Annotated in this window: 24 protein-coding genes and 1 riboswitch; of the genes, 14 read left to right on the forward strand and 10 right to left on the reverse strand. The window is 72.6% G+C overall.

What is annotated here, in order from left to right; translation table 11 throughout:
* Positions 1-14: 14 nt before the first annotated feature.
* Positions 15-281, reverse strand: coding sequence for a hypothetical protein (locus ACY0PA_RS06685; protein ID WP_326777240.1), 267 nt, complete (start codon positions 279-281; stop codon positions 15-17).
* 139 nt (positions 282-420) lie between these two features.
* On the opposite strand from ACY0PA_RS06685, the gene ACY0PA_RS06690 reads away from it, so the two are divergent.
* Positions 421-813, forward strand: a complete 393-nt coding sequence (locus ACY0PA_RS06690) for a MarR family winged helix-turn-helix transcriptional regulator (RefSeq protein ID WP_473086255.1) — start codon at positions 421-423, stop codon at positions 811-813.
* A gap of 28 nt (positions 814-841) precedes the next feature.
* Here ACY0PA_RS06690 and ACY0PA_RS06695 read toward each other — a convergent pair whose 3' ends face one another.
* A complete protein-coding gene (locus tag ACY0PA_RS06695; protein WP_473083789.1) occupies positions 842-1,561 on the reverse strand; it encodes a GNAT family N-acetyltransferase in 720 nt (239 codons plus the stop codon).
* Between the two features lie 193 nt (positions 1,562-1,754).
* On the opposite strand from ACY0PA_RS06695, the gene ACY0PA_RS06700 reads away from it, so the two are divergent.
* Positions 1,755-2,387, forward strand: a complete 633-nt coding sequence (locus ACY0PA_RS06700; protein WP_473083790.1) for a peptide deformylase — start codon at positions 1,755-1,757, stop codon at positions 2,385-2,387.
* An 11-nt stretch (positions 2,388-2,398) separates the two neighbouring features.
* On the opposite strand, the gene ACY0PA_RS06705 is transcribed toward ACY0PA_RS06700, so the two are convergent.
* Positions 2,399-3,190 (reverse strand): VOC family protein, encoded by a 792-nt coding sequence (locus ACY0PA_RS06705; RefSeq protein WP_473083791.1) that lies wholly within the window; start codon positions 3,188-3,190, stop codon positions 2,399-2,401.
* Positions 3,191-3,396: 206 nt separating this feature from the next.
* Between ACY0PA_RS06705 and ACY0PA_RS06710 the strand changes: the two genes are divergently transcribed.
* Positions 3,397-4,422, forward strand: coding sequence for an NAD-dependent epimerase/dehydratase family protein (locus ACY0PA_RS06710; RefSeq protein WP_473083792.1), 1,026 nt, complete (start codon positions 3,397-3,399; stop codon positions 4,420-4,422).
* Between the two features lie 41 nt (positions 4,423-4,463).
* Here the strand turns inward: ACY0PA_RS06710 and ACY0PA_RS06715 are convergent, their stop codons facing one another.
* Both ACY0PA_RS06715 and ACY0PA_RS06720 read right to left on the reverse strand, forming a co-directional pair.
* Positions 4,464-5,576, reverse strand: a complete 1,113-nt coding sequence (locus ACY0PA_RS06715) for a sensor histidine kinase (protein ID WP_473083793.1) — start codon at positions 5,574-5,576, stop codon at positions 4,464-4,466.
* Complete coding sequence (locus tag ACY0PA_RS06720) at positions 5,569-6,354, reverse strand: response regulator transcription factor (RefSeq protein ID WP_473083794.1); 786 nt, start codon at positions 6,352-6,354, stop codon at positions 5,569-5,571. The genes ACY0PA_RS06715 and ACY0PA_RS06720 overlap by 8 nt, the downstream gene beginning before the upstream one ends.
* Positions 6,355-6,477: 123 nt before the next feature.
* Between ACY0PA_RS06720 and ACY0PA_RS06725 the strand changes: the two genes are divergently transcribed.
* From ACY0PA_RS06725 to ACY0PA_RS06735, 3 genes are read left to right on the forward strand one after another with little or no spacing between them, the layout of a single operon-like run.
* Entirely contained in the window at positions 6,478-7,212 is a 735-nt protein-coding gene (locus tag ACY0PA_RS06725; RefSeq protein WP_473083795.1) for a glycosyltransferase family 2 protein, read from the forward strand.
* Positions 7,209-7,877 carry a TIGR04282 family arsenosugar biosynthesis glycosyltransferase gene (locus ACY0PA_RS06730; RefSeq protein WP_473083796.1) on the forward strand — a complete coding sequence of 223 codons (669 nt, stop codon included), beginning with the start codon at positions 7,209-7,211 and terminating at the stop codon, positions 7,875-7,877. Before ACY0PA_RS06725 ends, ACY0PA_RS06730 begins: the two co-directional genes overlap by 4 nt.
* On the forward strand, positions 7,874-8,527 hold the full coding sequence (locus tag ACY0PA_RS06735; RefSeq protein WP_473083797.1) for a class I SAM-dependent methyltransferase: 654 nt from the start codon (positions 7,874-7,876) through the stop codon (positions 8,525-8,527). Before ACY0PA_RS06730 ends, ACY0PA_RS06735 begins: the two co-directional genes overlap by 4 nt.
* Here ACY0PA_RS06735 and ACY0PA_RS06740 read toward each other — a convergent pair.
* A complete protein-coding gene (locus tag ACY0PA_RS06740; protein WP_473083798.1) occupies positions 8,482-9,030 on the reverse strand; it encodes a hypothetical protein in 549 nt (182 codons plus the stop codon). The genes ACY0PA_RS06735 and ACY0PA_RS06740 overlap by 46 nt on opposite strands.
* The gene (locus ACY0PA_RS06745; RefSeq protein ID WP_473083799.1) at positions 9,030-10,262 is read right to left on the reverse strand and encodes a molybdopterin-dependent oxidoreductase; all 1,233 of its coding nucleotides are present in this window, start codon (positions 10,260-10,262) and stop codon (positions 9,030-9,032) included. The genes ACY0PA_RS06740 and ACY0PA_RS06745 overlap by 1 nt, the downstream gene beginning before the upstream one ends.
* A 153-nt stretch (positions 10,263-10,415) precedes the next feature.
* Here ACY0PA_RS06745 and ACY0PA_RS06750 point away from each other — a divergent pair, with 153 nt between their 5' ends.
* Positions 10,416-11,774 carry a hypothetical protein gene (locus tag ACY0PA_RS06750; protein WP_473083800.1) on the forward strand — a complete coding sequence of 453 codons (1,359 nt, stop codon included), beginning with the start codon at positions 10,416-10,418 and terminating at the stop codon, positions 11,772-11,774.
* Here ACY0PA_RS06750 and ACY0PA_RS06755 read toward each other — a convergent pair.
* Positions 11,761-13,506 (reverse strand): phosphatidylglycerol lysyltransferase domain-containing protein, encoded by a 1,746-nt coding sequence (locus ACY0PA_RS06755; RefSeq protein ID WP_473083801.1) that lies wholly within the window; start codon positions 13,504-13,506, stop codon positions 11,761-11,763. The genes ACY0PA_RS06750 and ACY0PA_RS06755 overlap by 14 nt on opposite strands.
* A gap of 157 nt (positions 13,507-13,663) precedes the next feature.
* Here ACY0PA_RS06755 and ACY0PA_RS06760 point away from each other — a divergent pair, with 157 nt between their 5' ends.
* Together ACY0PA_RS06760 and ACY0PA_RS06765 are read left to right on the forward strand one after the other, a co-directional pair.
* Positions 13,664-14,890, forward strand: a complete 1,227-nt coding sequence (locus ACY0PA_RS06760; protein ID WP_473083802.1) for an alpha/beta hydrolase — start codon at positions 13,664-13,666, stop codon at positions 14,888-14,890.
* 151 nt (positions 14,891-15,041) lie between these two features.
* Complete coding sequence (locus tag ACY0PA_RS06765; RefSeq protein WP_473083803.1) at positions 15,042-15,524, forward strand: DUF4440 domain-containing protein; 483 nt, start codon at positions 15,042-15,044, stop codon at positions 15,522-15,524.
* Here the strand turns inward: ACY0PA_RS06765 and ACY0PA_RS06770 are convergent.
* On the reverse strand, positions 15,521-16,246 hold the full coding sequence (locus ACY0PA_RS06770) for a class I SAM-dependent methyltransferase (RefSeq protein ID WP_473083804.1): 726 nt from the start codon (positions 16,244-16,246) through the stop codon (positions 15,521-15,523). The genes ACY0PA_RS06765 and ACY0PA_RS06770 overlap by 4 nt on opposite strands.
* 411 nt (positions 16,247-16,657) lie before the next feature.
* Between ACY0PA_RS06770 and rho the strand changes: the two genes are divergently transcribed.
* The 3 genes from rho to ACY0PA_RS06785 all read left to right on the forward strand — a co-directional run bounded on the left by rho (position 16,658) and on the right by ACY0PA_RS06785 (position 18,955).
* Complete coding sequence (gene rho / locus ACY0PA_RS06775) at positions 16,658-17,818, forward strand: transcription termination factor Rho (RefSeq protein ID WP_473083805.1); 1,161 nt, start codon at positions 16,658-16,660, stop codon at positions 17,816-17,818.
* Between the two features lie 60 nt (positions 17,819-17,878).
* Positions 17,879-18,367: a GNAT family N-acetyltransferase gene (locus ACY0PA_RS06780; protein ID WP_473083806.1), complete on the forward strand. Its 489-nt coding sequence runs from the start codon at positions 17,879-17,881 to the stop codon at positions 18,365-18,367.
* Positions 18,368-18,520: 153 nt separating this feature from the next.
* The gene (locus tag ACY0PA_RS06785; RefSeq protein WP_383095141.1) at positions 18,521-18,955 is read left to right on the forward strand and encodes an inorganic diphosphatase; all 435 of its coding nucleotides are present in this window, start codon (positions 18,521-18,523) and stop codon (positions 18,953-18,955) included.
* A gap of 35 nt (positions 18,956-18,990) precedes the next feature.
* Here the strand turns inward: ACY0PA_RS06785 and ACY0PA_RS06790 are convergent, their stop codons facing one another.
* The gene (locus ACY0PA_RS06790) at positions 18,991-19,353 is read right to left on the reverse strand and encodes an ArsR/SmtB family transcription factor (protein ID WP_473083807.1); all 363 of its coding nucleotides are present in this window, start codon (positions 19,351-19,353) and stop codon (positions 18,991-18,993) included.
* A gap of 89 nt (positions 19,354-19,442) precedes the next feature.
* A riboswitch (cobalamin riboswitch) is annotated at positions 19,443-19,666 on the forward strand.
* Positions 19,667-19,695: 29 nt separating this feature from the next.
* Between ACY0PA_RS06790 and nicT the strand changes: the two genes are divergently transcribed.
* Together nicT and ACY0PA_RS06800 are read left to right on the forward strand one after the other, a co-directional pair.
* Entirely contained in the window at positions 19,696-20,790 is a 1,095-nt protein-coding gene (nicT, locus tag ACY0PA_RS06795; RefSeq protein WP_473083808.1) for a Nickel transporter NicT, read from the forward strand.
* Between the two features lie 42 nt (positions 20,791-20,832).
* On the forward strand, positions 20,833-21,546 hold the full coding sequence (locus ACY0PA_RS06800) for a YoaK family protein (RefSeq protein WP_473083809.1): 714 nt from the start codon (positions 20,833-20,835) through the stop codon (positions 21,544-21,546).
* Positions 21,547-21,550 lie beyond the last annotated feature (4 nt).

Genomic DNA, 21,550 nt, shown 5'->3' on the forward strand with positions numbered 1-21,550 from the left:
GGCCGCGTGGCCGGTCAGTCCGCGGCGATCTCCGCCACCCAGCCGTACGGCAGCTCCTCGCCGTCGACCGTGACAGCCTCGACGGAGCGGGTGAGCGGGTCGATCTCGACCTGCACCCCTTCACCCTCGAAGCGCGGATAGCCGGACTCCCCGGACGACCCCGTGGCCTCGACGGACACCACGCGCAGGGGGTTGCCGTGCACGGGGTGGCCGTCCTTGTCGGCGAGTTGGGGCTTGACCAGGACGGTGTAGCGGGCGGGCACATCGCTGGGGTCGCTCATGCTCAGGAGGCTAGCTCCGGGCGCGGGAACTCGCCTGCCCGCGGCGCACCCCGCCCCTCGGTTGTAGAATGCAACGAGCAGCGGGAGAGGACCGTACGTGACAGACCGCGAGACGGCAGTCGAGACCATTCAGCGCGAGATGACGTCCTTCGCGCGGCGCGCCCGAGCGATGGCCGGACGGATGCACCCCGAGCTGTCCCTCGTGTCGTACACCCTGCTCAGTCACCTGGACGAGAAGGGCGGCTGCCGGGCGACGGACCTCGCCACGCACTACGCCCTCGACAAGTCGACGGTGAGCCGGCAGGTGTCCGCGCTGGAGCGGGCCGGGCTCGTGATGCGCCGGGTGGACCCGGACGACCACCGCGTCCAGGTCCTCCATCCGACCGAGGCGGGCGCCGACATCCTCGCCCAGGTCACCGTCAGCCGCCGCCAGGCGTTCCAGGAGCGGGTGGCGGACTGGCCCGAGGAGGATCTCGTCCGCTTCGCGGACTATCTGCTGCGCTACAACGCGCAGGCCGGGGAAGAGGCCTGAGCCTCCCCGAGGACCGCTCGCGTCGCGCTCAGCGGGCGGCGGCGTGGTCGAACTCCGGGACCCGGGCCGTCATGAACTTCGTGGTGCGCCGCAGCCGGAAGCCCAGGGACTCGTAGAGCCTGATGGCGTTCGTGTTGCCCGCCGCCGTGTGCAGGAACGGGGTCTCGCCGCGGTCCTTGATCCCCGCCGCGACGGCCAGGACGAGGCGGGCCGCGAGCCCCTGGCCGCGGTGGTCCGGGTCGGTGCAGACGGCGCTGATCTCCGTCCAGCCCGGCGGATGCAGGCGCTCCCCCGCCATCGCCACGAGCGCGCCCTGCCTGCGGATCCCGAGATACGTGCCGAGCTCGACGGTGCGGGGCAGGAACGGGCCCGGCTGGGTGCGCGCCACGAGGTCCAGCATCTCGGGCACGTCGGCCGCGCCGAGGAGCACGGCCTCCGCGTCCGGCGCCGCGGCCACGCCGTCGTCGACGAGCTGCACGCCGTCCATGCTCATCGTGAGTTCCCAGCCCTCGGGCGGCGCCGTGCGCATCCCCAGCAGCGGGACCGTCTCGCCCGGCCCGGCGAGCGCCGCGAGATCCGCCCAGTCCCCGGGTCCGGGCTCGTCCGGCAGCGCGAGCCACGGCGTCACGTCGAGGGGGTACCGCACGATCCGGCCCCGCCACTCGGCGAAGTGCGCGTGCGGGCCGGTGAGGGAGGCGTACGCGGGGTGGTCGAGCGGGTGGGCGGTGGCGGCGGCCGGGACGGACATACGGCGGGCTCCCAGGAGGCGGCGGTGGACGTTCGGACGGGTGGAGCGGCCGTGCCGACCATGGCCGCCCTCTCATGAAAGCCCGTGTCACCGCGGTCTCATTCCCTCACCGGGGGATGTTCACGAGTCCGCAACGATGCGCGTGGCGGGGTGGACGTTGCCGACGCGTGATCCTTCTTGGCATGCTGGCGCGATGTCCCCCGTACCCCTGAGTGACCACGTCGAGGAACTGCTCGCGGGCGAGCACCCGTTGCCAGTGGTGGAGGCGGGCGACCCCGTGCTCCGGTCCCCCGCGCAGACCTACGACGGTCAGCTCGCGCCCGCGCTCCTGGAGCGTCTGATCGTCGCGATGCGTGCGTCGATGCACGCCGCCCCCGGCGTCGGGCTCGCCGCACCGCAGATCGGCGTCCCGCTGCGGATCGCCGTCATCGAGGACGCGGCCGAGGTCCCCGACGAGGTGCGGCAGGCGCGCGGCCGGGTGCCGCAGCCGTTCCGCGTCCTGATCAACCCGTCGTACAAACCCGTGGGGGCCCACCGCGCCGCGTTCTTCGAGGGCTGTCTGAGCGTGCCCGGCCTCCAGGCCGTGGTCTCCCGGCATCAGCACGTGCGGCTGCGGGGGCTCGACGAGCGGGGCCACGCCGTGGACGAGGAGTTCACGGGGTGGCCCGCCCGGATCGTGCAGCACGAGACGGACCATCTGCACGGCACGCTCTATCTCGACCGGGCGGAGCTGCGCTCGCTGTCCACCCGCAACGCGATGGCCGAGCGCTGGACACAGCCCACCGCGGAACTGGCCGCGGGCGCGCTCGGCTTCTCGATTCCCTGACGGATCCGGCCTCAGGTGAGCTCGGGCATCTCGCCCTCGGTCGTGCTCAGGTCGATCACCGAGAAAGCGGCGCCCTGCGGGTCCGTCACCGCCGCGAAGCGGCCGAACGGGGTGTCCATCGGGCCGTAGTGGAGCTTTCCGCCGAGCCTGGTCACCGTGGCGACCGCCGTGTCGCAGTCGTCGACCGCGAAGTAGACGTTGACGTACGACGCGACCTCCGGCGGGAAGTCCTCGGTCATCTTGAAGCGGCCGAGCTGCGGCTCTCCGTCGAGCTGCCAGATATTGAAATCGACGCTCTCGTCGGCCATCTTCCGGACCTCGTACGGGAAGGCGGCCTCGAAGAACCCGTCCGTCTTCTCGGCGTCACGTGTGGTCACCTCGGCCCAGGCGTACGAACCGGGCTCTCCCACCTTCTCGAACCCGTCGTGCGTGCCCGGCTGCCAGAGGCTGAAGAACACGCCGGCCGGGTCCTGGACGGTGACCATCGTGCCGAAGTCGCCGACCTCCATGAGCTCCGTCAACAGGGTGCCGCCGGCCTCCTTGACGCGCGCCGCCGTGGCGTTGACGTCGGGCGTGGCCAGGTACAGGTTCCAGGCCGGCGGGGTGCCCTCCATGCCCGGCATCTGCGGCGCGAGCGCGCCGACCCGCTTGCCGTCCGACCTCGCCTGGGTGTAGTTGCCGTACTCCTCCTGCCCCTCCTCGAACGTCCAGCCGAGGAGCTCGCCGTAGAAGCGCTTGGCGGCCTCCAGGTCGGGGAACATGGCGTCGGCCCAGACGGGCGCGCCCTCCGGTCGTGCGGCCATGGCGCGAACCCTTCTTCCGAGTGGCGGTGCCGGGGGTGAGATGTTCCGGGCGACCCCGGCGCGTTTCGTCCCGGTTCCCCCGATTCACGCTAGTCGTGTACGAGCTGCCGCGCGATACCGAACTCCGTTCGCACAAGCCTTACGGAGCCGTGACGTATCGGCGCGCAGAGCCCTCCCGGCGCCCCGCCCCGCATAGCGTGGGCGGCATGCGTGTACTGGTCACCGGCGGTGCCGGGTTCATCGGGTCAGCGGTCGTGGACACTCTCCTCGCGCGAGGACATGAGGTCGTCGTGCTCGACGTCCGGCCGCCCGGCCCGGACGAACCGCACCCCTGGGTCGTCGCGGACGTACGCGACCCCGCCGCCGTGGAGTCGGCCCTCGCCGGCATCGACGCCGTGTGTCATCAGGCGGCGAAGGTCGGGCTCGGCAAGGACTTCGCCGACGCCCCCGACTACGTCTCCCGCAATGACCTCGGCACGGCCGTGCTGCTCGCCGCGATGGCCTCGGCGGCGGTGAGGGACCTGGTGCTCGCCGGGTCGATGGTCGTGTACGGGGAGGGGCGGTACGAGTGCGAGCGCCACGGAGTCGTGCGCCCGGGGCCGCGCGCCGAGGCCGACCTGCGCGAGGGCCGCTTCGAGCCCGCGTGCCCGCAGTGCGGCGCCGCGCTGAGCCCCGGCCTCGTCGGCGAGGACGCCCCCACGGACCCCCGCAACGTGTACGCGACGACGAAGCTCGCCCAGGAACACCTGGCGTCGTCCTGGGCGCGGGCCACCGGGGGCCGCGCCGTGTCGCTGCGCTACCACAACGTGTACGGGCCGGGGATGCCGCGCGACACCCCGTACGCGGGCGTCGCGTCGTTCTTCCGGTCGGCCCTGGCCCGGGGCGAGGCCCCGCGCGTCTTCGAGGACGGCCGCCAGCGGCGGGACTTCGTGCACGTGCACGACGTGGCCGCGGCCAACGCGCTCGCGCTCGAGACGATGAGCGACCGGCCCTCCGACAGGTGCGTCGCGTACAACACGGGCAGCGGTGACCCGCACACGGTGGGCGAGATGGCCCATGCCCTCGCCGCCGCGTACGGCGGGCCGATGCCGGTCGTGACGGGCGAGTACCGGCTCGGCGACGTACGGCACATCACGGCGGACCCGGCCCGGCTCAGGGCCGGGCTGGGGTGGCGCGCCGAGGTGGGATTCGAGGAGGGGATGACGGAGTTCGCCAAGGCCGAGCTGGGGTGAGGTGAGCGAGGCGGCGCTCCCGGCGACGTGGCGCCTGCGGGCTACACCCCCGCCGCCGGGAGCGTCACCTCGAAACAGCAGCCGCCCGCCACATTGCGCACGGCGGCGCTGCCCCTGTGGGCCTCGACGATTCCTCGGACGATGGCGAGCCCGAGGCCCGCGCCCGACGGGGGTGTACGGGCGTGGCTGCCGCGCCACCCCGTGTCGAAGACGCGGGGCAGATCCTGCTCAGGGATGCCGCCGCAGCCGTCCGTGACCGTGAGGACCACGCCGTCCGTCGAGCCGGCCGCCGCCACGGCAACCGTGCCGTCCGCCGGGGTGCGACGGATCGCGTTGACGAGGAGGTTGCCGAGGACGCGGCTCATCTCCTTGCCGTCGACCTCGACGGGAATCTTGTCGATGCGGTCGCCGACGAGGCGTACGCCGTGTTCGCGCGCGAGCGGGTCGGCGCCCGCGAGCGCGTCGCCCACCAGGTCGTGGAGGGAGACCCTGGACGGGCTCAGGACGAGGGTCCCCGCGTGGATGCGCGACAGTTCGAAGAGGTCGCCCACCATGTCGTTCATGCGCTCGACCTCGGTGCGGATCTGGCGCAGATAGCGGTCCGGGTCGGCCGCCATGCCGTCCTCCAGGGCCTCGGACATCGCGCGGAGCCCGGCGAGCGGGGTGCGCAGATCGTGCGAGATCCAGGCGACGAGCTCGCGGCGCGAGGTCTCCAGGGCGCGCTCACGGTCTCTGGACGCGGCCAGCTTGGCGCTGGTGGCCTCCAACTCCCTTGAGAGCGCGGCGAGTTCCGCCGTCGCGGGGGCGAGGGGCGCCGCGAAGCTGCCGCCGTCACCGAAGGAGCGGGCGGCGAGGGTGAGTGCCTTGCTGCGGGCCACGACCCAGCGGCCGAGGAGCAGCGCGGTCGCAAGCGACACGGTGGCGGCCATCGCGGCGACGGTCGTCACGACGGACAGGTCGTGCGGGGACAGGAACATCGCCCAGGCCACGACGAGCGTTCCGGCGAGCATCGCCGTCACGGCGACGGCGGCGACGACCGTGAGCGACACCGTCAGGGAGCGGCGGCGAAGCACGAACAGGGCGAGCGCGCCCAGCAGGCCGGCGCCGACGGCGCCGAGGAACGCGTAGAGGGCGATGAGGAGCATGTCATGCACGGCGTTCGGTCCGGTCTTCCGGCGCCCGGTCGGGCCGAGAGGCTTGCGATGCACGATCCAGCCCAGGGGCGTCGCTGTGCGGGCCCGGGTCCAGGCGGTAGCCGACGCCCCAGACCGTCTGGATGAGGCGCGGCGCCGCCGGGTCGTCCTCGATCTTGCCGCGCAGCCGGCGCACGTGGACCGTGACGGTCGACAGGTCCCCGAAGTCCCAGCCCCACACCTGCTGCATGAGCTCCTCACGGGAGAAGGCGCGGCGCGGGTGGCGCAGGAAGAAGGCGAGGAGGTCGAACTCCCTTATCGTCAGGGCGAGTTCGTCCCCCGACTTGGTGGCGCGACGGGCCGCCGGGTCGATGGTGAGGGTGGCCGCGCGCAGCGGTCCCGCCGGCTTGGGTGCCGTGGCCGCGCGGGCCCGGCGCAGCACCGACTCGACGCGCAGGACCAGCTCGCGCGGGCTGAACGGCTTGGTCACATAGTCGTCCGCGCCGACCTCCAGGCCGAGGATGCGCTCGTCCTCGTCGCCGCGCGCCGTCAGCATGATCACAGGGACGGGGCCGCGGGCCCGGAGCCTGCGGCACACCTCCAGGCCGTCCATGCCGGGCAGCATCAGGTCGAGGACGACCAGGTCGGGCCCGTGCGCGTCGGCGCGGTCGAGGGCGGCCGGGCCGTCGGCTGCGCGGTCGACGTCGTAGCCGGCGCGGTCCAGGTAGCCCGCGACGACCTCGGCGACGGTCGGGTCGTCGTCGACGACGAGGACGCGGCCGAGCGGTGGTGTCTGCATTCCACCAGCGTCGCACCCGGCGGCGCCGATCGGAGTCACCGGAGGGGCCGTCCGCGTCCGACGTCCGCGTTTCGTAAGGAGCTGAGGGCCTAAATGTCCGGTTTGGATTCGTAGGGTGACACTGTGATCCCCCCTGACTTCCCCTCACTTCGCGACCTGGCCCCCTCGGTCGATGTCGTGCTGCCCTGCCTCGACGAGGCCGCCGCGCTGCCGTGGGTGCTGGCCCGTATCCCGGACGGCTGGCGGGCACTCGTCGTGGACAACGGGTCCACCGACGGCTCTGACGACATCGCCCGTTCCCTGGGCGCGACCGTGGTGACGGAGCCCCGGCGCGGCTTCGGGGCCGCCTGCCACGCGGGCCTGCTGGCGTCCGACGCGGAAGTGGTCTGCTTCTGCGACTGCGACGCGTCGCTCGATCCGGCTCTGCTGACGACGTTCGTCGAGGACGTCATCGAGGGCCGGGCCGATCTCGTGCTCGGCCGGCGCAGGCCGCAGGGCCGTGGCGCCTTCCCCGTGCACGCGCGCGCCGGGAACCTCGCGCTGGCGGGGATGCTGCGCCGGCGCACCGGGCTGCGGCTGCACGACCTGGGCCCGCTGCGGGCCGCGCGCCGCGCGTCCCTCCTCGGCCTTGATCTCACGGACCGCCGCAGCGGCTACCCCCTCCAGATGGTCGTCCGGGCCGCCGACGCGGGCTGGCACATCGAGGAGCGCCCGGTGCCCTACCGGCCCCGTACGGGAAAGTCCAAGGTCACGGGCACCTGGCGGGGCACCTGGCAGGCGGTACGTGACATGCGCGGGGTCCTCGCGGAGAAGCCCCGGACGGCCCACCCCGCGCGCGGAGCGGCGGCGTCCCGGTGACCGCCGACGAATTGCCCGCGGCGCGGCGGCACGACACCACGCTCCTCGTCATCGCCAAGTCCCCGGTGCCCGGGCGGGTCAAGACGCGGCTCACGCCGCCGTTCACGCCCGAGGAGGCCGCGCACCTGGCCGAGGCCTCGCTCGTCGACACCCTGCACGCGGCGCTCGCCACGCCCGCGCGGCGTCGCGTGCTGGTGCTCGACGGGGCGCCCGGTGCGTGGCTGCCGCCCGGGATCGACGTGGTCCCGCAGTGCGGCGGAGGCCTGGACGAGCGGCTCGCGGCTGCGTTCGCCGGGTGTACCGGGCCGGCCGTCCTGATCGGGATGGACACGCCTCAGGTGACGCCCGCGCTGCTCGCTCCCGCGCTCGGGCCCGACGCCTGGCGGGGCTGCGACGCATGGTTCGGGCCCGCCGACGACGGCGGGTTCTGGGCGCTCGGGCTCGCCGCGCCCGACCCGGAGCTGCTGCGGGGTGTGCCGATGTCGACGGCGCACACGGGTGCGGCCCAGCGGGCCCGGCTCACGGATGCCGGGCTGCGCGTTCGGGACCTGCCGGTGCTGCGGGACGTCGACACGGCTCACGACGCCGCCCTGGTGGCGGCCGACGCGCCGGACGGCCGGTTCGCCGCCGAGCACGCGCGGCTGACGCGGGTGGTCCGCTCATGACCTCGACGCGCGAGGTGGCACCGGCCTGGTGTACGGATCCCTACACCGATGCCCTGCGCAACGAGCGCGGCCCGCTCTTCCTGCGGCGCGCCGACGGATGGCTGCTGCCGCTCGAGGTGGAGCGCTGGTGCGCGGTCGCCGACACGGCCGACCTCTCGGCGCTGCGGCGCTGCGAGGGCGCTGTCCTCGACATCGGCTGCGGCCCCGGCCGCATCGTCGCCGCACTGGCCGCGGCCGGGCACCGCGCGCTCGGCATCGACGTGAGCGAGGCCGCGGTCGCGCGGACGGTCCGCCTCGGCGGAGCCGCTCTGCAGCGGTCCGTCTTCGACCCCCTGCCCGGTGAGGGGCGTTGGGGGACGGCGCTCCTGCTGGACGGCAACATCGGGATCGGCGGCGACCCCGGGGCCCTGCTGTCCCGTGCCGCCGAACTCACCGCCCCCGGCGGGCTGTTGATCGCAGAGACGGCACCGCTCGACATAGACGAGCGGATGGAGGTGCGGGTGGACGACGGACAGGGCGCCGCGGGCTCGCTGTTCCCGTGGGCCCGGGTGGGCACGTGGGCGCTGCTGCGGTACGCGCGCCCGCTCGGCTGGCTGCCGGTCGCTCAGTGGTCCGAGGGCGGGCGCTCCTTCGTCTCCTTGCGCCGCTGACGCTCCCGTTCGCGCTCCCGCGCCCGCTCTTCCCGGCGCGCCCTGCGTGCCTGCCTCCAGGGCGACGCGGGAGCGAGGAACGTGACGGCCACGAACCACAGGGCCGACGCGGCGAACAGCGCGGCCGTCAGCAGCAGCCACCGCGGCAGGAACGCGTCCCCCGAATGTCCCGTCACGAGGGCGTAGTGGTCCGCCCGCGCCCGCGTGATCAGCGGGAACCACACCAGGAGCAGCAGGCCCGACAGGAACGCGGGGACGCGTACATACATCGTCGTTCTGCGGCTCCGGTCACCGAGCGCCTTCTGCGCCGCGACGTCCGCGAGCGAGTACACCGGTACGAGCAGCAGGTCGTGGACGAGGGCCGCGCCGACGAACCAGACCGCCACAGCCCACGGATCGTTCTCGAGCAGCCGCACGCCCGCATATCCGGCGAGGGCGAACGAGGCTGCCAGGAGCGGGAGTTGGAGCGGGCTCTCGCCGTACCAACGACTCAGTCGGTTCATCACAGCGCTCCGAACGTCATGCGGGCGACCCACTTGGTGTTCAGGACGCCCGGCGCCGCGGGGACGATGACACGGGCCGGGTAGCCGTGGTCGAGGGTGAGGTCGGCTCCGTTGACCCGCAGGGCCAGCAGGGAGCGCGGGTCGTGGACCTGGTTGTGCCGCAGGGCCGCCTTCCGGAACGCGCCGTGTTGTTGCAGCGATTCGACGAACACGTCGGTGTCGCCGTCGGTCCCGGCGAGGGCGGCGAGGTCGCGCAGCCGTACGCCGCTCCAGTGCTGGTCGTCCGTGGACCAGCCTTCGACGCAGGCGATGGGCAACGCGCTGGTGTGCTGCGGGAGTTGGAGGAGGTCGTCGCGGGTGAGCCGGTGGACGGTGCCTTTCGGCCCGGTGACGACGAGCCGCCACGGCTCGCCCGTGTCGGCGGTACGGATGCCGGCCACGGCGGCCGTCTTGTTGATCTGGAAGCGACCGGGGCCGGTGCCCGGGTCGGCGCCGCCGTGCGGCGCGAGCAGAGCGGTGCGGCGCCATACCCCGCCGATGCTCTGGCCGGCCGTCGTGACGAGCAGCAGGAGCGAGCCCGCGCCGACCATGGCGAACGCCCCGCGCCGCGAGACCGTGGGCTCGGCCGGTTTCGCCGGCACCAGGTCACCCGTCTCGGGCAGGCCCGCCTTCCGCTCACGCAGCACGCGCAGCGCCTGCGGTACACGCAGCACCGCGTGGACGATGAACGCACTGATGAACACCCAGGCGCCGTAGAAGTGCAGCGGATAGAAGGAGCCGGGGAACAGGTAGTCGAGCTGCACGTTGAGGATGCCGGTCACGAACTCGAAGAGCGCGCCGCCCACGAGCAGGAGCAGCGAAAGTCGCTCCAGGGCGTGGCCGAGGGAGCGTACGGGTGGCAGCTCGAACAGTTTGGGCACGACCGACCACAGCTTGGCGAGCAGCACGGGCACGAGCGTGATGCCCACGGTCACGTGCAGTCCCTGGGTGAGGCGGTACAGCCAGTGCGGGTCGGTCGGCCAGGAGAACAGATAGAAGCCGAGCAGCCCCTTGCCGGGCGTCTTGTCGTTGACCGCCGCGAGGTTCGGGTTGTAGGCGGCGTACGACAGGAGGCCGGTCACGAAGAGCAAAGTCATGCCGACGAGCAGGACGAGGCCGAGGACCGCGGTGAAGCGCGGGCCGCGCAGCGGGCTGCGCCACGGATCGGGGAGAGTGCGGGGGAGGACGCCCATGTGGTTCCTTCAGGCTGTGCGCGGCGGGGGCCCGCCGACCTGTTCCGACCGTATTGCGCACAGCCCGCGGATCGGCGCAGGAAGATCTGACGGTTCGGTGACGCGACCTCGCGGTGCACCAAACGGGCGGTGCGGGCGCCTAGCGTTCCGGGTGTGAAGCTCGAAGCTCCCCCTGAAGCCCCCCGCACCGCGCCACCCTCCACCGGGACGCGCCGTGACCTGCTCGCCGCCGCTGCCGCCGCCACCCTGGTCGCGGCGGCCGCGCTCGTGGGCCGATACATCCAGGACCGCTACGGCACCCTGCACGTCGACTGGGCGCCCCTGTACGCCCATTGGGATCCCCACGTGGGCCCGGGCACCCCGGCGGCGATCGCCGTCGCCGTACTGGTCATCACGTACGGGCCCGTGGTGGCGGCCCGGCTTCGGTGGCGGCGGCTGCTGCCCGCCGTGTGGGCCGCGTCGGTGGCGTGGACCTTCTCGCTCGCGCTCATCGACGGCTGGCAGCGGGGCATCGCCGGGCGCCTCACCACGTCGTACGAGTATCTGCGGGTCATCGACCGGTTCGACGACGTCGGCGCGACGCTGCGGGATTTCACGCGCCACATCCTGCTGCAGTCCCCCGGCCACTGGCCTCCCCATGTCGCGGGGCATCCGCCCGCGGCGACCCTGACCTTCGTGGGCCTGGACCGGATCGGGCTCGGCGGGGGTGCTTGGGCCGGGGTGTGGTGCATCACGGTGGGGTGCACGGCGGCGCTCGCCGTCCTCGTCACCGTCCGCGCGCTCGCCGACGAGGGGACCGCGCGCCGCGCTGCGCCGTTCCTGGCACTCGCGCCGGCCGCGGTCTGGACGGGCACGTCGGCGGACGGTTACTTCGCGGCGGTCGCCGCGTGGTCGGTGGCGCTGCTGGCGGTGGCGGCCACCCGCGGCAGCCGCTGGGCGGCCCTCGGCAGCGGACTGCTGTTCGGGCTCACCTGCTATCTGTCGTACGGGCTGACGCTGATGGCCCTGGTCGCGGCGGCCGCGCTGCTCGCGGCGCGGACACTGCGGCCGCTGCCGCTGTTCGTCGTGGGGGCGGCCGTGGTGCCCATCGCGTTCACCCTCGTCGGGTTCAACTGGTGGGAGGCGTATCGCCTGCTGACGGAGCGTTACTACCAGGGTGCGGGCGGGATCCGGCCGTACGGCTACTGGGTGTGGGGCAACCTCGCGTGCACCGTGCTGATCGTCGGGCTTGCCACGGCGGCGGGGCTGCGCCGGGTTCCGGGACGTGTCCTGCGTGAGCGGGCGGAGCCGCAGGGGCGGCTCGCCCTTGTCGTCCTCGGCGCAGCGCTCGCCCTTCTGGCCGCCGATCTGTCGGGCATGAGCAAGGCGGAGACGGAGCGCATCTGGCTCCCGTTCGCCGTCTGGCTCATCGCGGCCACCGCTCTGCTGCCCGAGCGGTGGCGCCGCGGGTGGCTGACCGCACAGGCGGTGCTCGCCCTGCTGGTCAACCACCTGCTGGTCACGGGGTGGTGACCTGCACCGGCTGCGGCTTCTCCTCGCGGGCGGCGGGCCGGCTCCTGAGCAGCTGACGCAGCCGCTCCGCCGGGCGCGGCAGGACGACGAACGCCTCCGCCTGGAGGCAGGCCCAGCTGATCCTCGGCAGGTCGCGCACCGTGGGATAGACGACGAAGCGCGGCTCCCACTCCGGGCGGAACTTCGCGTTGAAGCGGTACAGGGACTCGATCTGGAACCAGCGCGACAGGAACACCAGCAGCCCACGCCACACCCGCAGCACCGGTCCCGCGCCGAGGCGTTCGCCGCGGGCGAGAGCGGCCCGGAACACCGCGAAGTTCAGCGACATACGGCGCACTCCGAGCCCGGGCGCGCCCCGCAGGGCGGCCACGATGAGGAGTTCGTTCAGGCCGGGTTCGGCCGTGCGGTCGCGGCGCATCAGGTCGAGGGAGAGACCGTCCTCGCCCCAGGGCACGAAGTGGAGCAGGGCGCGCACGCGGTCGTTGCCCGCCTCGTCGTCCTGGTGCGCGGTGACGACGACGCAGTCCCCGTCGTCGGGGTCGCCGAACCGGCCGAGCGCCATGGAGAACCCGCGTTCGGTGGCGCTGCCCCGCCACGCGGCGGCGGCCTCGCGCAGCCGCTTCTTCTCCTCGTCGGGCAGATCGCGTACGCGCCGCATGCGGCAGGTGTAGCCGGCGCGTTCGATGCGGTTGACCATCTGCCGGACGTTGCGCATGGAGCGTCCGGAGAGGCTGAAGGCCGCGCAGTCGACGATGGCCTCGTCGCCCAGCTCCAGGGCCTTGAGGCCCCCCTCGCGGATCCACACCTGTCCGCCGAGTTCACTGCACCCCATGACGGCCGGGGTCCAGGCGTGCAGGGCGCACTGCCGCAGGAACTCCTTGATGGCGCCCGGCCAGGCCTCGTAGTCGCCGATGGGGTCGCCACCGGCCAGGGCGACGCCGGACACCACGCGGTAGGCGACGGCGGCCTTGCCGGACGGCGAGAAGAGGACGCTCTTGTCGCCGCGCAGCGCGAAGTAGCCGAGCGAGTCGCGCCGGCCCTCGTCGGCCAGGAGGGCACGCAGCCGTTCGTCGCTGTCGGCCGGGCGGAGGGTTATGGGCCGCAGAGCGAGATAGACGCTGGTGGCGGCGGTGACCACACCGAGCGCGAGCAACGAGAACTGGACGATGTCGGCGGCCTTGTCGCTGCTGTACGCGATGGGGCCCGACGCACCGAACAGGCCGTAGGCGACCTCCTTGACCCGTTCGGTGAACCCGATGGAGTGGCCCGCCTCCTGGTTCGCGCGCACGCCGACGACGAGGAGCCCGAGCCCGAAGCTGCTGCCGCCGAGGACGACGAGGTTCCACAGGGCTCGCGTTCTGCCGCGCGGATCGCCGAGCGCGTAGAACTCCTCGCGGTAGGCGACGAGCGCGACGCACAGGACGGCCGAGACCATCGCGGGGATCAGGGCATGGTGGCGCACGCCCTGGACGAGCGCGCTGACCGCGAGCAGCCCCACGGCCGCCTCCCAGGCGCGCCGCTTACGGCGGCGCAGGCCTCTGGCGAGCATGACGAGCAGCAGTCCCGCGGCGAGCGCGGCGGCGCGGGCCACCTCCTCGGCGAGGCCCGGCACGTAGGGCGCGATGCGCTCTATGCGGGTCTCGTGCATGTGCGGGGAGATCGCCGACGCGATGTCCAGAATTCCGATGATCAGGCACGTGTGACCTGCCACGGCGGCGGGGCGTTGTTTCACAGTGACCGAGCGTAGGAGCGCTCCACGTCGCTGGAGTAAGAGCGACACAGGAGCACGGTAAGAACGCGGTGGCCGGCAAACCTTCCTCGGCCGTCGCGCCTCTTTCCCGGTGAAAACTGCCGAACAGCGCAGATGACGGCTGAAAGTTGAGGAAACCATGGGCCTGACGAGCCGGGCACTCGAATACGCGACGGTGCTGGCCGCCCTGGTGTGTGTGGCGTTCACGGTCTGGGTGTGGCCACGGCTCGCCCGGCGCGGGCCCGCCGCCGTGCTCGGCCGACTCGGCGTGATCGGCGCGACCCAGCTCACGATCCTCACCGCGTTCGCCGTCGCCGTGAACACGGACTTCGACTTCTACGGCTCGTGGGACGAGCTGCTCGGCCATGTCGACACGGCGCCCGCCGAGGTCACGGCGCTCGGCCACAGCGGCGTCTACACCACGGTCGGCGCGGTGCGCGGCGGTCTGGTGCAGCACGCCGGGCCGCAGGGTCTCGATCGGGTGAAGGGGATTGCGCACGGACCCGCGGCGCAGGTCGGCCGGGTCGAGTCGGTCAAGATCGTCGGACGGCGCAGCCGGGCCGTGAACCCGGCCTTCGTGTATCTGCCGCCGCAGTACTTCCAGAAGCAGTTCCACCGCCAGCGCTTCCCTGTGATGGTCGCGATCAGCGGCTATCCGGGCGGCATCATGAACCTCGCCCGGTACCTCCAGGTCCCCCAGACCGCGGACCGGCTGCTGCGGGCGGACAGGATGCAGCCGACGGTGATCGTGATGGTGCGCCCGACGATCGCGCCGCCCCGTGACACGGAGTGCGTGGACGTGCCGGGCGGTCCGCGGGCCGAGACGTTCTTCACGAAGGACCTGCCGGAGGCGCTCAAGCAGTCGTACCGCGTGGGCCACGACCCGAGCGCGTGGGGCGCCCTCGGATACTCGTCCGGCGGAACGTGCGCACTCCAGCTCACCCTGCGCCACCCCGGTGTGTACACGTCGGCGGCCGCGCTGTCGGCGGACTACAGGATCGGCGACGACCTGACGACGGGCAGCCTCTTCGGCTCGGGTCCCGACGCCGCGCGGCGACAGCGCGAGCACGACCTGATCTGGCGCCTGGAGAACCTGCCCGTGCCGCGCGTGTCCGTCCTCGCCGCCAGCAGCAGGTCGGGCGAGAAGGACTACAGCGACACGATGAGGTTCCTGCGCGCGGTCAAGCCGCCCATGACGTCGGCCCAGATCATCCTGCCGCGTGGCAGCCACCACTTCACGACATGGCAGCGGGAGATCGCGCCGGCCATGCAGTGGATGAGCGGCCAGCTGACGTTCCCGCAGGACACGACGCCCTCGCCGCACCGCCCGCCCACACCACAGGCCGCGAACCTGCCGCGCCCCTAGCTAGGGCCTGCGTCCAGGGCCTGCGTCGGTATCCCGTCCACCCGCCTGTCGCTGCGGCCCGACCGGTCGCCCGTCACCTGCGACCCGTTACGGTGGCCTGGCATCCGCGTCGCCCCGGCGCGCCTCCCCCGTCCGACCAGGAGCATCCCTCATGCCCGAGTCCGCCGTGTCCGCCCGCCCCGCACTGGCCAGGCCGGGCGCGGCGCCCGGCGACGTGGCCGCCGTCTGGTCCGTCGTGACCGGCATGTACGAGGCGTACGCCACCGGAGACCGCGCCCAGATCGACGCCCGGCTCGACCCGGAGGCGACGATCTGGGACCCGGCCGCCGAGCCGCTGCTGCTCGGCAAGCCGGACCTGGACCGGGTGCGGGACGAGCGGCCCGAGTCCGAGGACGGGCCCGTGGGGAGCGGGCTTCGCCCGTACGACCCGGTCGTCGACGTCTTCGGTGACACCGCGGTCCTGCGCTACTGGCTGCGCGTCGCATACGCGCCCGGCCCGGACGGCACCCCGCTCCGTCCCGAGCTGCTGCGGAACACGGCCGTCCTGCGCAAGGACCCCGCGGCGGGACGCTGGCTGATCGTGCACCTGCACGAGGACGTACGGCAGGCTGGCGGGGCGCCCGAGACCGCCTAGCGCGGCGGGCCGGTCTTCGTGGCCACCAGAAGGCGGCACCGGGGGCTGCCGTCGGAGCGCTCGCCGAGTTCGGGCAGCGCCTGGAGCTCCACGCCGAAACCGGCTGCGACCAGCTCGCTCCGCACATCGCCGAGGCGGAAGCCGCGGTAGTACATGACGAAGGACGGCCGCCACAGCGCGTTGCGGACCCGCATCGCGCCGTCGAAGGCCAGCATCGACCAGTAGCCGCGGGAGCCGGGCCGCGCGGGTGCCGGCAACGGGAACGCGAAGCGTCCGCCCGGCCTCAGCACGGAGTGGACCTGGGCGAACAGCGCGGGCCGCTGCCGTGGCAGGAAGTGGCCGAACGCCCCGAAGCTGACGACCAGGTCGAAGGCCGGCCCGAAGGGCAGCGCGAGGGCGTCGGCGCGCACCAGGCCCGCGCCGCTCGTGCGGGCCGCGCGGCCCGCCGTGAGCATGCCCGCGCTGATGTCGACCCCGACGGGCCGCTCGCGGCACACCTGCCGCAGCACATCGAACCCCGCGCCGGTCCCGCAGCACAGGTCGAGTCCGCGCTCGAAGGGGCCCATACGGCGCAGGGCACGGGTGACCGGTGCGAGGACCGACCGGGGCGTGCGGAACGGCGTGCGGTCGAACTTGGGGGCGAGCAGGTCGTAGCCGTGCTCGACGGAGGACAGCGCCTGGACGGCGAGCTCGCGGACGGTGGGGCCTTCGGGTGCGAACATCGTGGCTCAGCATAGGCCGCGCCCGGGGCCACAGGGGCTGTGGTGAAGGGTTCGAGCAGGGCTCCCGGGCCGGGTCGGCATCGCGGCCCGTGACGTAAGCCCTTGCGGGGCGGCGCCCCCATGGTGTTACAGTGCGAATGGCACGTCTGCTAGCCGCCTCTCCGGCGCCGGTGCCAGTCTCCCCCTCCGAATCGCCGCTACAGCGGGATTCGTCGAATCGATGTCAGCGATGCGCCAGGCGGCGCCGACGCGCCGTACCCCGCATCGCTTCTTCCCGGCCACAGGCTTTTCAGGGCTTTCACGGGCCGCTTCGCCCGCCCGCCTCGCGGGGCGTGCAGTCACCGCCCCGATCCCGCCGGATCCCACCTCACTCATGCTCTCGTACGAACGTCCTCGAAAGGACCGATTCCGATGACCACCACTCTCGAACCCCCCACCACCGCAAAGGCGTTCACGACGCAGCCGAAGGAGGTCGCGGTCCAGGCCGCGGGCGTCCTCGACACCTCCGGCAACGGGCCCGGGTTCCTGCGCCTCGCCGACCTCCTGCCGACGTCGCACGACGTCCAGGTTCCGACCGCCCTGATCCGCCGACTCGGCCTGCGCAAGGGCGACTTGATCCAGGGGACGTGCGGCAGGCCGCGCGTCCTCGCCGAGGTCGAGCGCGTCAACGGGCGCCCCGTCCAGGAGCTGCGCGGGCGGCCCAGGTTCGGTGATCTCACTCCCCTGCACCCGCGGCAGCAGCTGCGTCTCGAAACCGCGAAGGGCGGCGTGACACCCCGCGTCGTCGACCTGTTCACCCCCATCGGCAAGGGGCAGCGCGGTCTGATCGTGGCTCCGCCCAAGACCGGCAAGACGGTGCTGCTCCAGCAGCTCGCCGCGTCCGTCGCCACGAACCACCCCGAGGCCCATCTGATGGTGGTGCTCCTCGACGAACGGCCGGAGGAGGTCACCGACATGCGGCGCTCGGTGCGCGGCGAGGTCTTCGCCTCGACGTTCGACCAGCCTGCGAAGGCGCATATCGCGCTGGCCGAACTCGCCGTCGAGCGCGCCAAGCGGCTCGTCGAGGACGGCCGTGACGTCGTCATCCTCCTGGACTCGCTGACCCGCCTGTGCCGCGCCCACAACAACACGGCCTCGTCCGGCGGCCGTACCCTCAGCGGCGGTGTCGACGCCTCCGCGCTGATCGGCCCCAAGCGGTTCTTCGGCGCGGCGAGGCTCGCCGAGGAGGGCGGCTCGCTCACCATCCTCGCCACCGCGCTCGTCGACACCGGCTCCCGCGCCGACGACTATTTCTTCGAGGAGCTCAAGAGCACGGGCAACATGGAGATCCGCCTCGACCGCAGCCTCGCCGAGCGCCGGATCCACCCCGCCGTCGACCTCACCCAGTCCGGCACGCGTCGGGAGGAACTCCTCCTGCCGGAGGCCGAGTTGGCGGTCGTACGCGGTCTGCGGCGGGCGCTCCAGTCGCGGGACGGACACGCGGGGCTCGAGACGCTCGTCGAGCGGATCCGGCAGACACCGGACAACGCGACGTTCCTGCGGCAGGTGCAGTCCACCGTTCCCACCGCGTGAGACGGTCGGCGAGCACCGTCCCGGGTCGATCGGCGCGGCAGGATGCGTAATACTCTCACTATGACTTCGAGCATTACTGGTGCGGAAAGCGCGGGGGACGGTGCGACGGTCCGGGTGCGCCGGGCGACCACCCGTGACGCCAAGCGGCTGACCCGGCTCGTCCGCACGTCGCGCGCCTACGAGGCCCCGTACGCGTCGATGGTGGCCGGCTACCGGGTGGGGCCCGACTACATCGAGGCCCATCGCGTCTTCGTCGCGGTCGGCGCCGATGACCTGGTGCTCGGTTTCTACGCGCTCACGCTGGTGCCGCCGGAGCTCGACCTGATGTTCGTCGCCGACGCGGCGCAGGGACTCGGCATCGGGCGGCTGCTCGTCACCCATATGAAGGACGAGGCGCGCGCGGCAGGACTCACCTCGGTCCGCGTGGTCTCGCACCCGCCCGCCGAGGGCTTCTACCGCAGCGCGGGAGCCATACTCACGGGCACGGCCGCCGCCAACCCGCCCGCAGTGCTGTGGGACAGGCCCGAATTGGAGTTCCCGATCGGCTGACGCGCCCGCACTCCCGGGAGGACACTCGGGGTGGACGAGGAGGCCGGCTTGGACAACGAGGTCCGACACACCGACGCAGCCCACGGCACCGACGCGGTCCACGCGTTCGACGTCACCGTGGAGATCCCCCAAGGCTCCCGCAACAAGTACGAGATGGACCATTCCGTCGGCCGGATCAGGCTCGACCGGATGCTGTTCACCTCCACCCAGTACCCCGCGGACTACGGATACATCGAGGGCACGCTCGGGCGTGACGGCGATCCGCTCGACGCGCTCGTCCTGGTGGGCGATCCGACATTCCCCGGCTGCACCGTCGAGTGCCGCGCGATCGGCATGTTCGTGATGCGGGACGAGAAGGGCATGGACGAGAAGGTCCTGTGCGTGCCCGCGCACGATCCACGCCATACCTCCGTGCAGGACATCGAGGACATCCCCGAGTTCGACCGCCTGGAGATCACGCACTTCTTCGAGGTCTACAAGGACCTGGAGCCCGGCAAGTCCGCCGAGGGCTCGCACTGGGAGGGGCGCGACCTCACGTACGCGGAGATCGCCGCCGCACGCAGGCGGGCCAACGGCCAACGGGACTGAAGGACAGAGCAGCCGGCCACGACGGCGCGCACGTGTCAGTGCGCGTCGTCCGTCGCGCACTGCTTGAGAAGGTCCGCGGTCGCCGCGTCGACGACGCGGTAGCGCACGACCCTGCCCTCCTTCTCCCCCTCCACCACTCCGGCCGCGCGCAGCAGCCGCAGCGCCTGCGAGACCGCCGGGTCGTTCATGCCCGTCGCGACGGCGAGATCCGACACGGCCAGCGGCCCCGCCCGGTACAGCGCGAGGAGCAGTGCGAGGCGGCGGGGATCGGCGAGCAGGGAGAACCGGTCGGCCCAGGCGCGCAGATGTCCTGGCTCACCGATGGCGGCGATGGCTTCGCAGACCCGGTGGCCGTCGATCGTGCGGCGGTCGGCGCGCTCGGCAGGGACGAGATGCATGGCCCCATCCTCGCAGCCACCGATGTGATCTTGAATACCCGCGCACACCTACGCAGCTGTGCAGCCTTGCAGGCGTCGCCGACCTGCCTCTACTGTGGGCGGGCCGTGGTGCTCGGGAATTCGGTGACGGTCCCTCAAAGGACTCAGACCGAAGCGGCCCTCGCCACTGTGATCGGGCCCCGGGTCCCTCGGCAACGAGACGACTCGGGACGCCTCGCCCCACTACGCCACTGGCTGCCGCGCGCAGCTGGGAAGGCAGGGGCGGACGCGGACACCCGTCAGCCAGGAGACCGGCCACGGCATCTCACGAAGTGATTCCACGAGGTGTTGGAGCGTGACCGCATGGCCCTGCCCGTAAAGTCCCCGGCGACCGGACGCGACGCGTTCCACTGGCGGCGCGAGGACACCGTCCGCACCGCCGGGCTCCTCGCGGTGATCGCCGCACTCCATGTCGTCGCGTTCGGCGTGCTGTTCCTGCTCGTCGTGCCGGAGCACTACGAGGTGGGGTCGAAGGCCTTCGGCATCGGCCTCGGCGTCACCGCGTACACCCTGGGGATGCGGCACGCGTTCGACGCGGACCACATCGCCGCGATCGACAACACCACCCGCAAGCTGATGGCCGACGGCAAGCGCCCGGTCTCGGTGGGGTTCTGGTTCGCGCTCGGCCACTCCAGCGTCGTGGTCGTGCTCGCCGCACTGATCGCCGGCGGCACCCAGCTCGCCGGGCGGATCATGAACGAGGGGTCCGCCACCCATCAGACGCTCGGCGTCATGGGCACCACCATCTCCGGGTCCTTCCTCTACCTCATCGCGGCGCTCAACCTCGTCGCCCTGGTGGGGATCCTGCGGGTGTTCCGGGCGATGCGCGCGGGCTCGTACGACGAGGCGGAGCTCGAACAGCACCTGGATTCACGGGGGTTCATGAACCGGATCCTCGGCCGGTTCACCAGGTCCATCACCCGCCCGGGCCAGATGTACCCGCTCGGCTTCCTCTTCGGCCTCGGCTTCGACACGGCGACCGAGGTCACGCTGATGGTGATGGCGGGCAGCGGCGCTGCGGCCGGACTGCCCTGGTACGCGATCCTGTGCCTGCCGCTCCTGTTCGCCGCCGGTATGAGCCTGTTCGACACCCTGGACGGGACGTTCATGAACTTCGCGTACCAGTGGGCGTTCTCGAACCCGGTGCGCAAGGTGTTCTACAACCTGGCCATCACCGGCCTGTCGATCGCCGTCGCGTTCCTGATCGGCACCATCGAGCTCGTGGGCGTCCTGCACGACAAGCTCGACCTGCGGGACTCGGTGACCAGCTGGATAGCCGGGCTCGACCTGGACAACGTCGGGTTCATCATCGTGGGCCTGTTCGTCGTCGTCTGGGCGGCCGCCATCGGGTACTGGCGGCTCGCGAAGGTCGAGCAACGGTGGGCCGTGCGGACCTGATCCGGCGGGCCGCCGGGGCCGGGACTCCGTAAGGTCGTGCGGGTGAGTGAAGCCAGCGTTCCACCAGCGGCGCCCGCGTCCGTGCCGCGCAGGTCCACCCTCCCCGCGGCCCTCACGGTCCTCACGGTCGTGAGCGGCTTCGTCGACGCGGTCAGCTTTCTGGGCCTCGGCCACGTCTTCGCGGCGAACATGACCGGCAACGTCGTCATCATCGGCTTCGCCGCCGCGGGCGCTCCCGGGTTCTCCGTCCTCGGGTCACTCACCTCCCTCGGCGCGTTCCTCGCGGGGGCCGTGTGCTCCGGCCGGCTGGCGGGGGTGTTCGCCGGGCGGGCGCGGGGGACCTGGGTGCGGTCGGTGTTCGTCACCGAGGCGGTCCTGCTCGCCATGGCGGCGGCCGTCGCGTTCGCCTGGCCGGGCGGGGCTACGTACGCGCTCATCGCGGTCCTCGCCTGGGCTATGGGGCTGCGCAACGCGACGGTCCGCAAGCTCGCGGTCCCGGACATGACCACGACGGTCCTCACGATGACGCTGACCGGGCTCGCCTCGGAGTCCTGGCTCGCGGGCGGCACCGAACCGCGGGCGGGGCGTCGGATCGTCTCCGTGGCGGCCATGCTGGTGGGCGCCGTGCTCGGCGCCCTGCTCGTGCTGCACCACGGCCTCGGCTGGCCGCTCCTCGTCGGCACCCTGCTCGTGGCGGCCGCCGCGGCCGGATATCGCGAACCGGTCGCCGACGGGGACGACCTCCGATCGGCCTAGTACT

Source organism: Streptomyces sp. DS1-CR2, assembly GCF_055760475.1.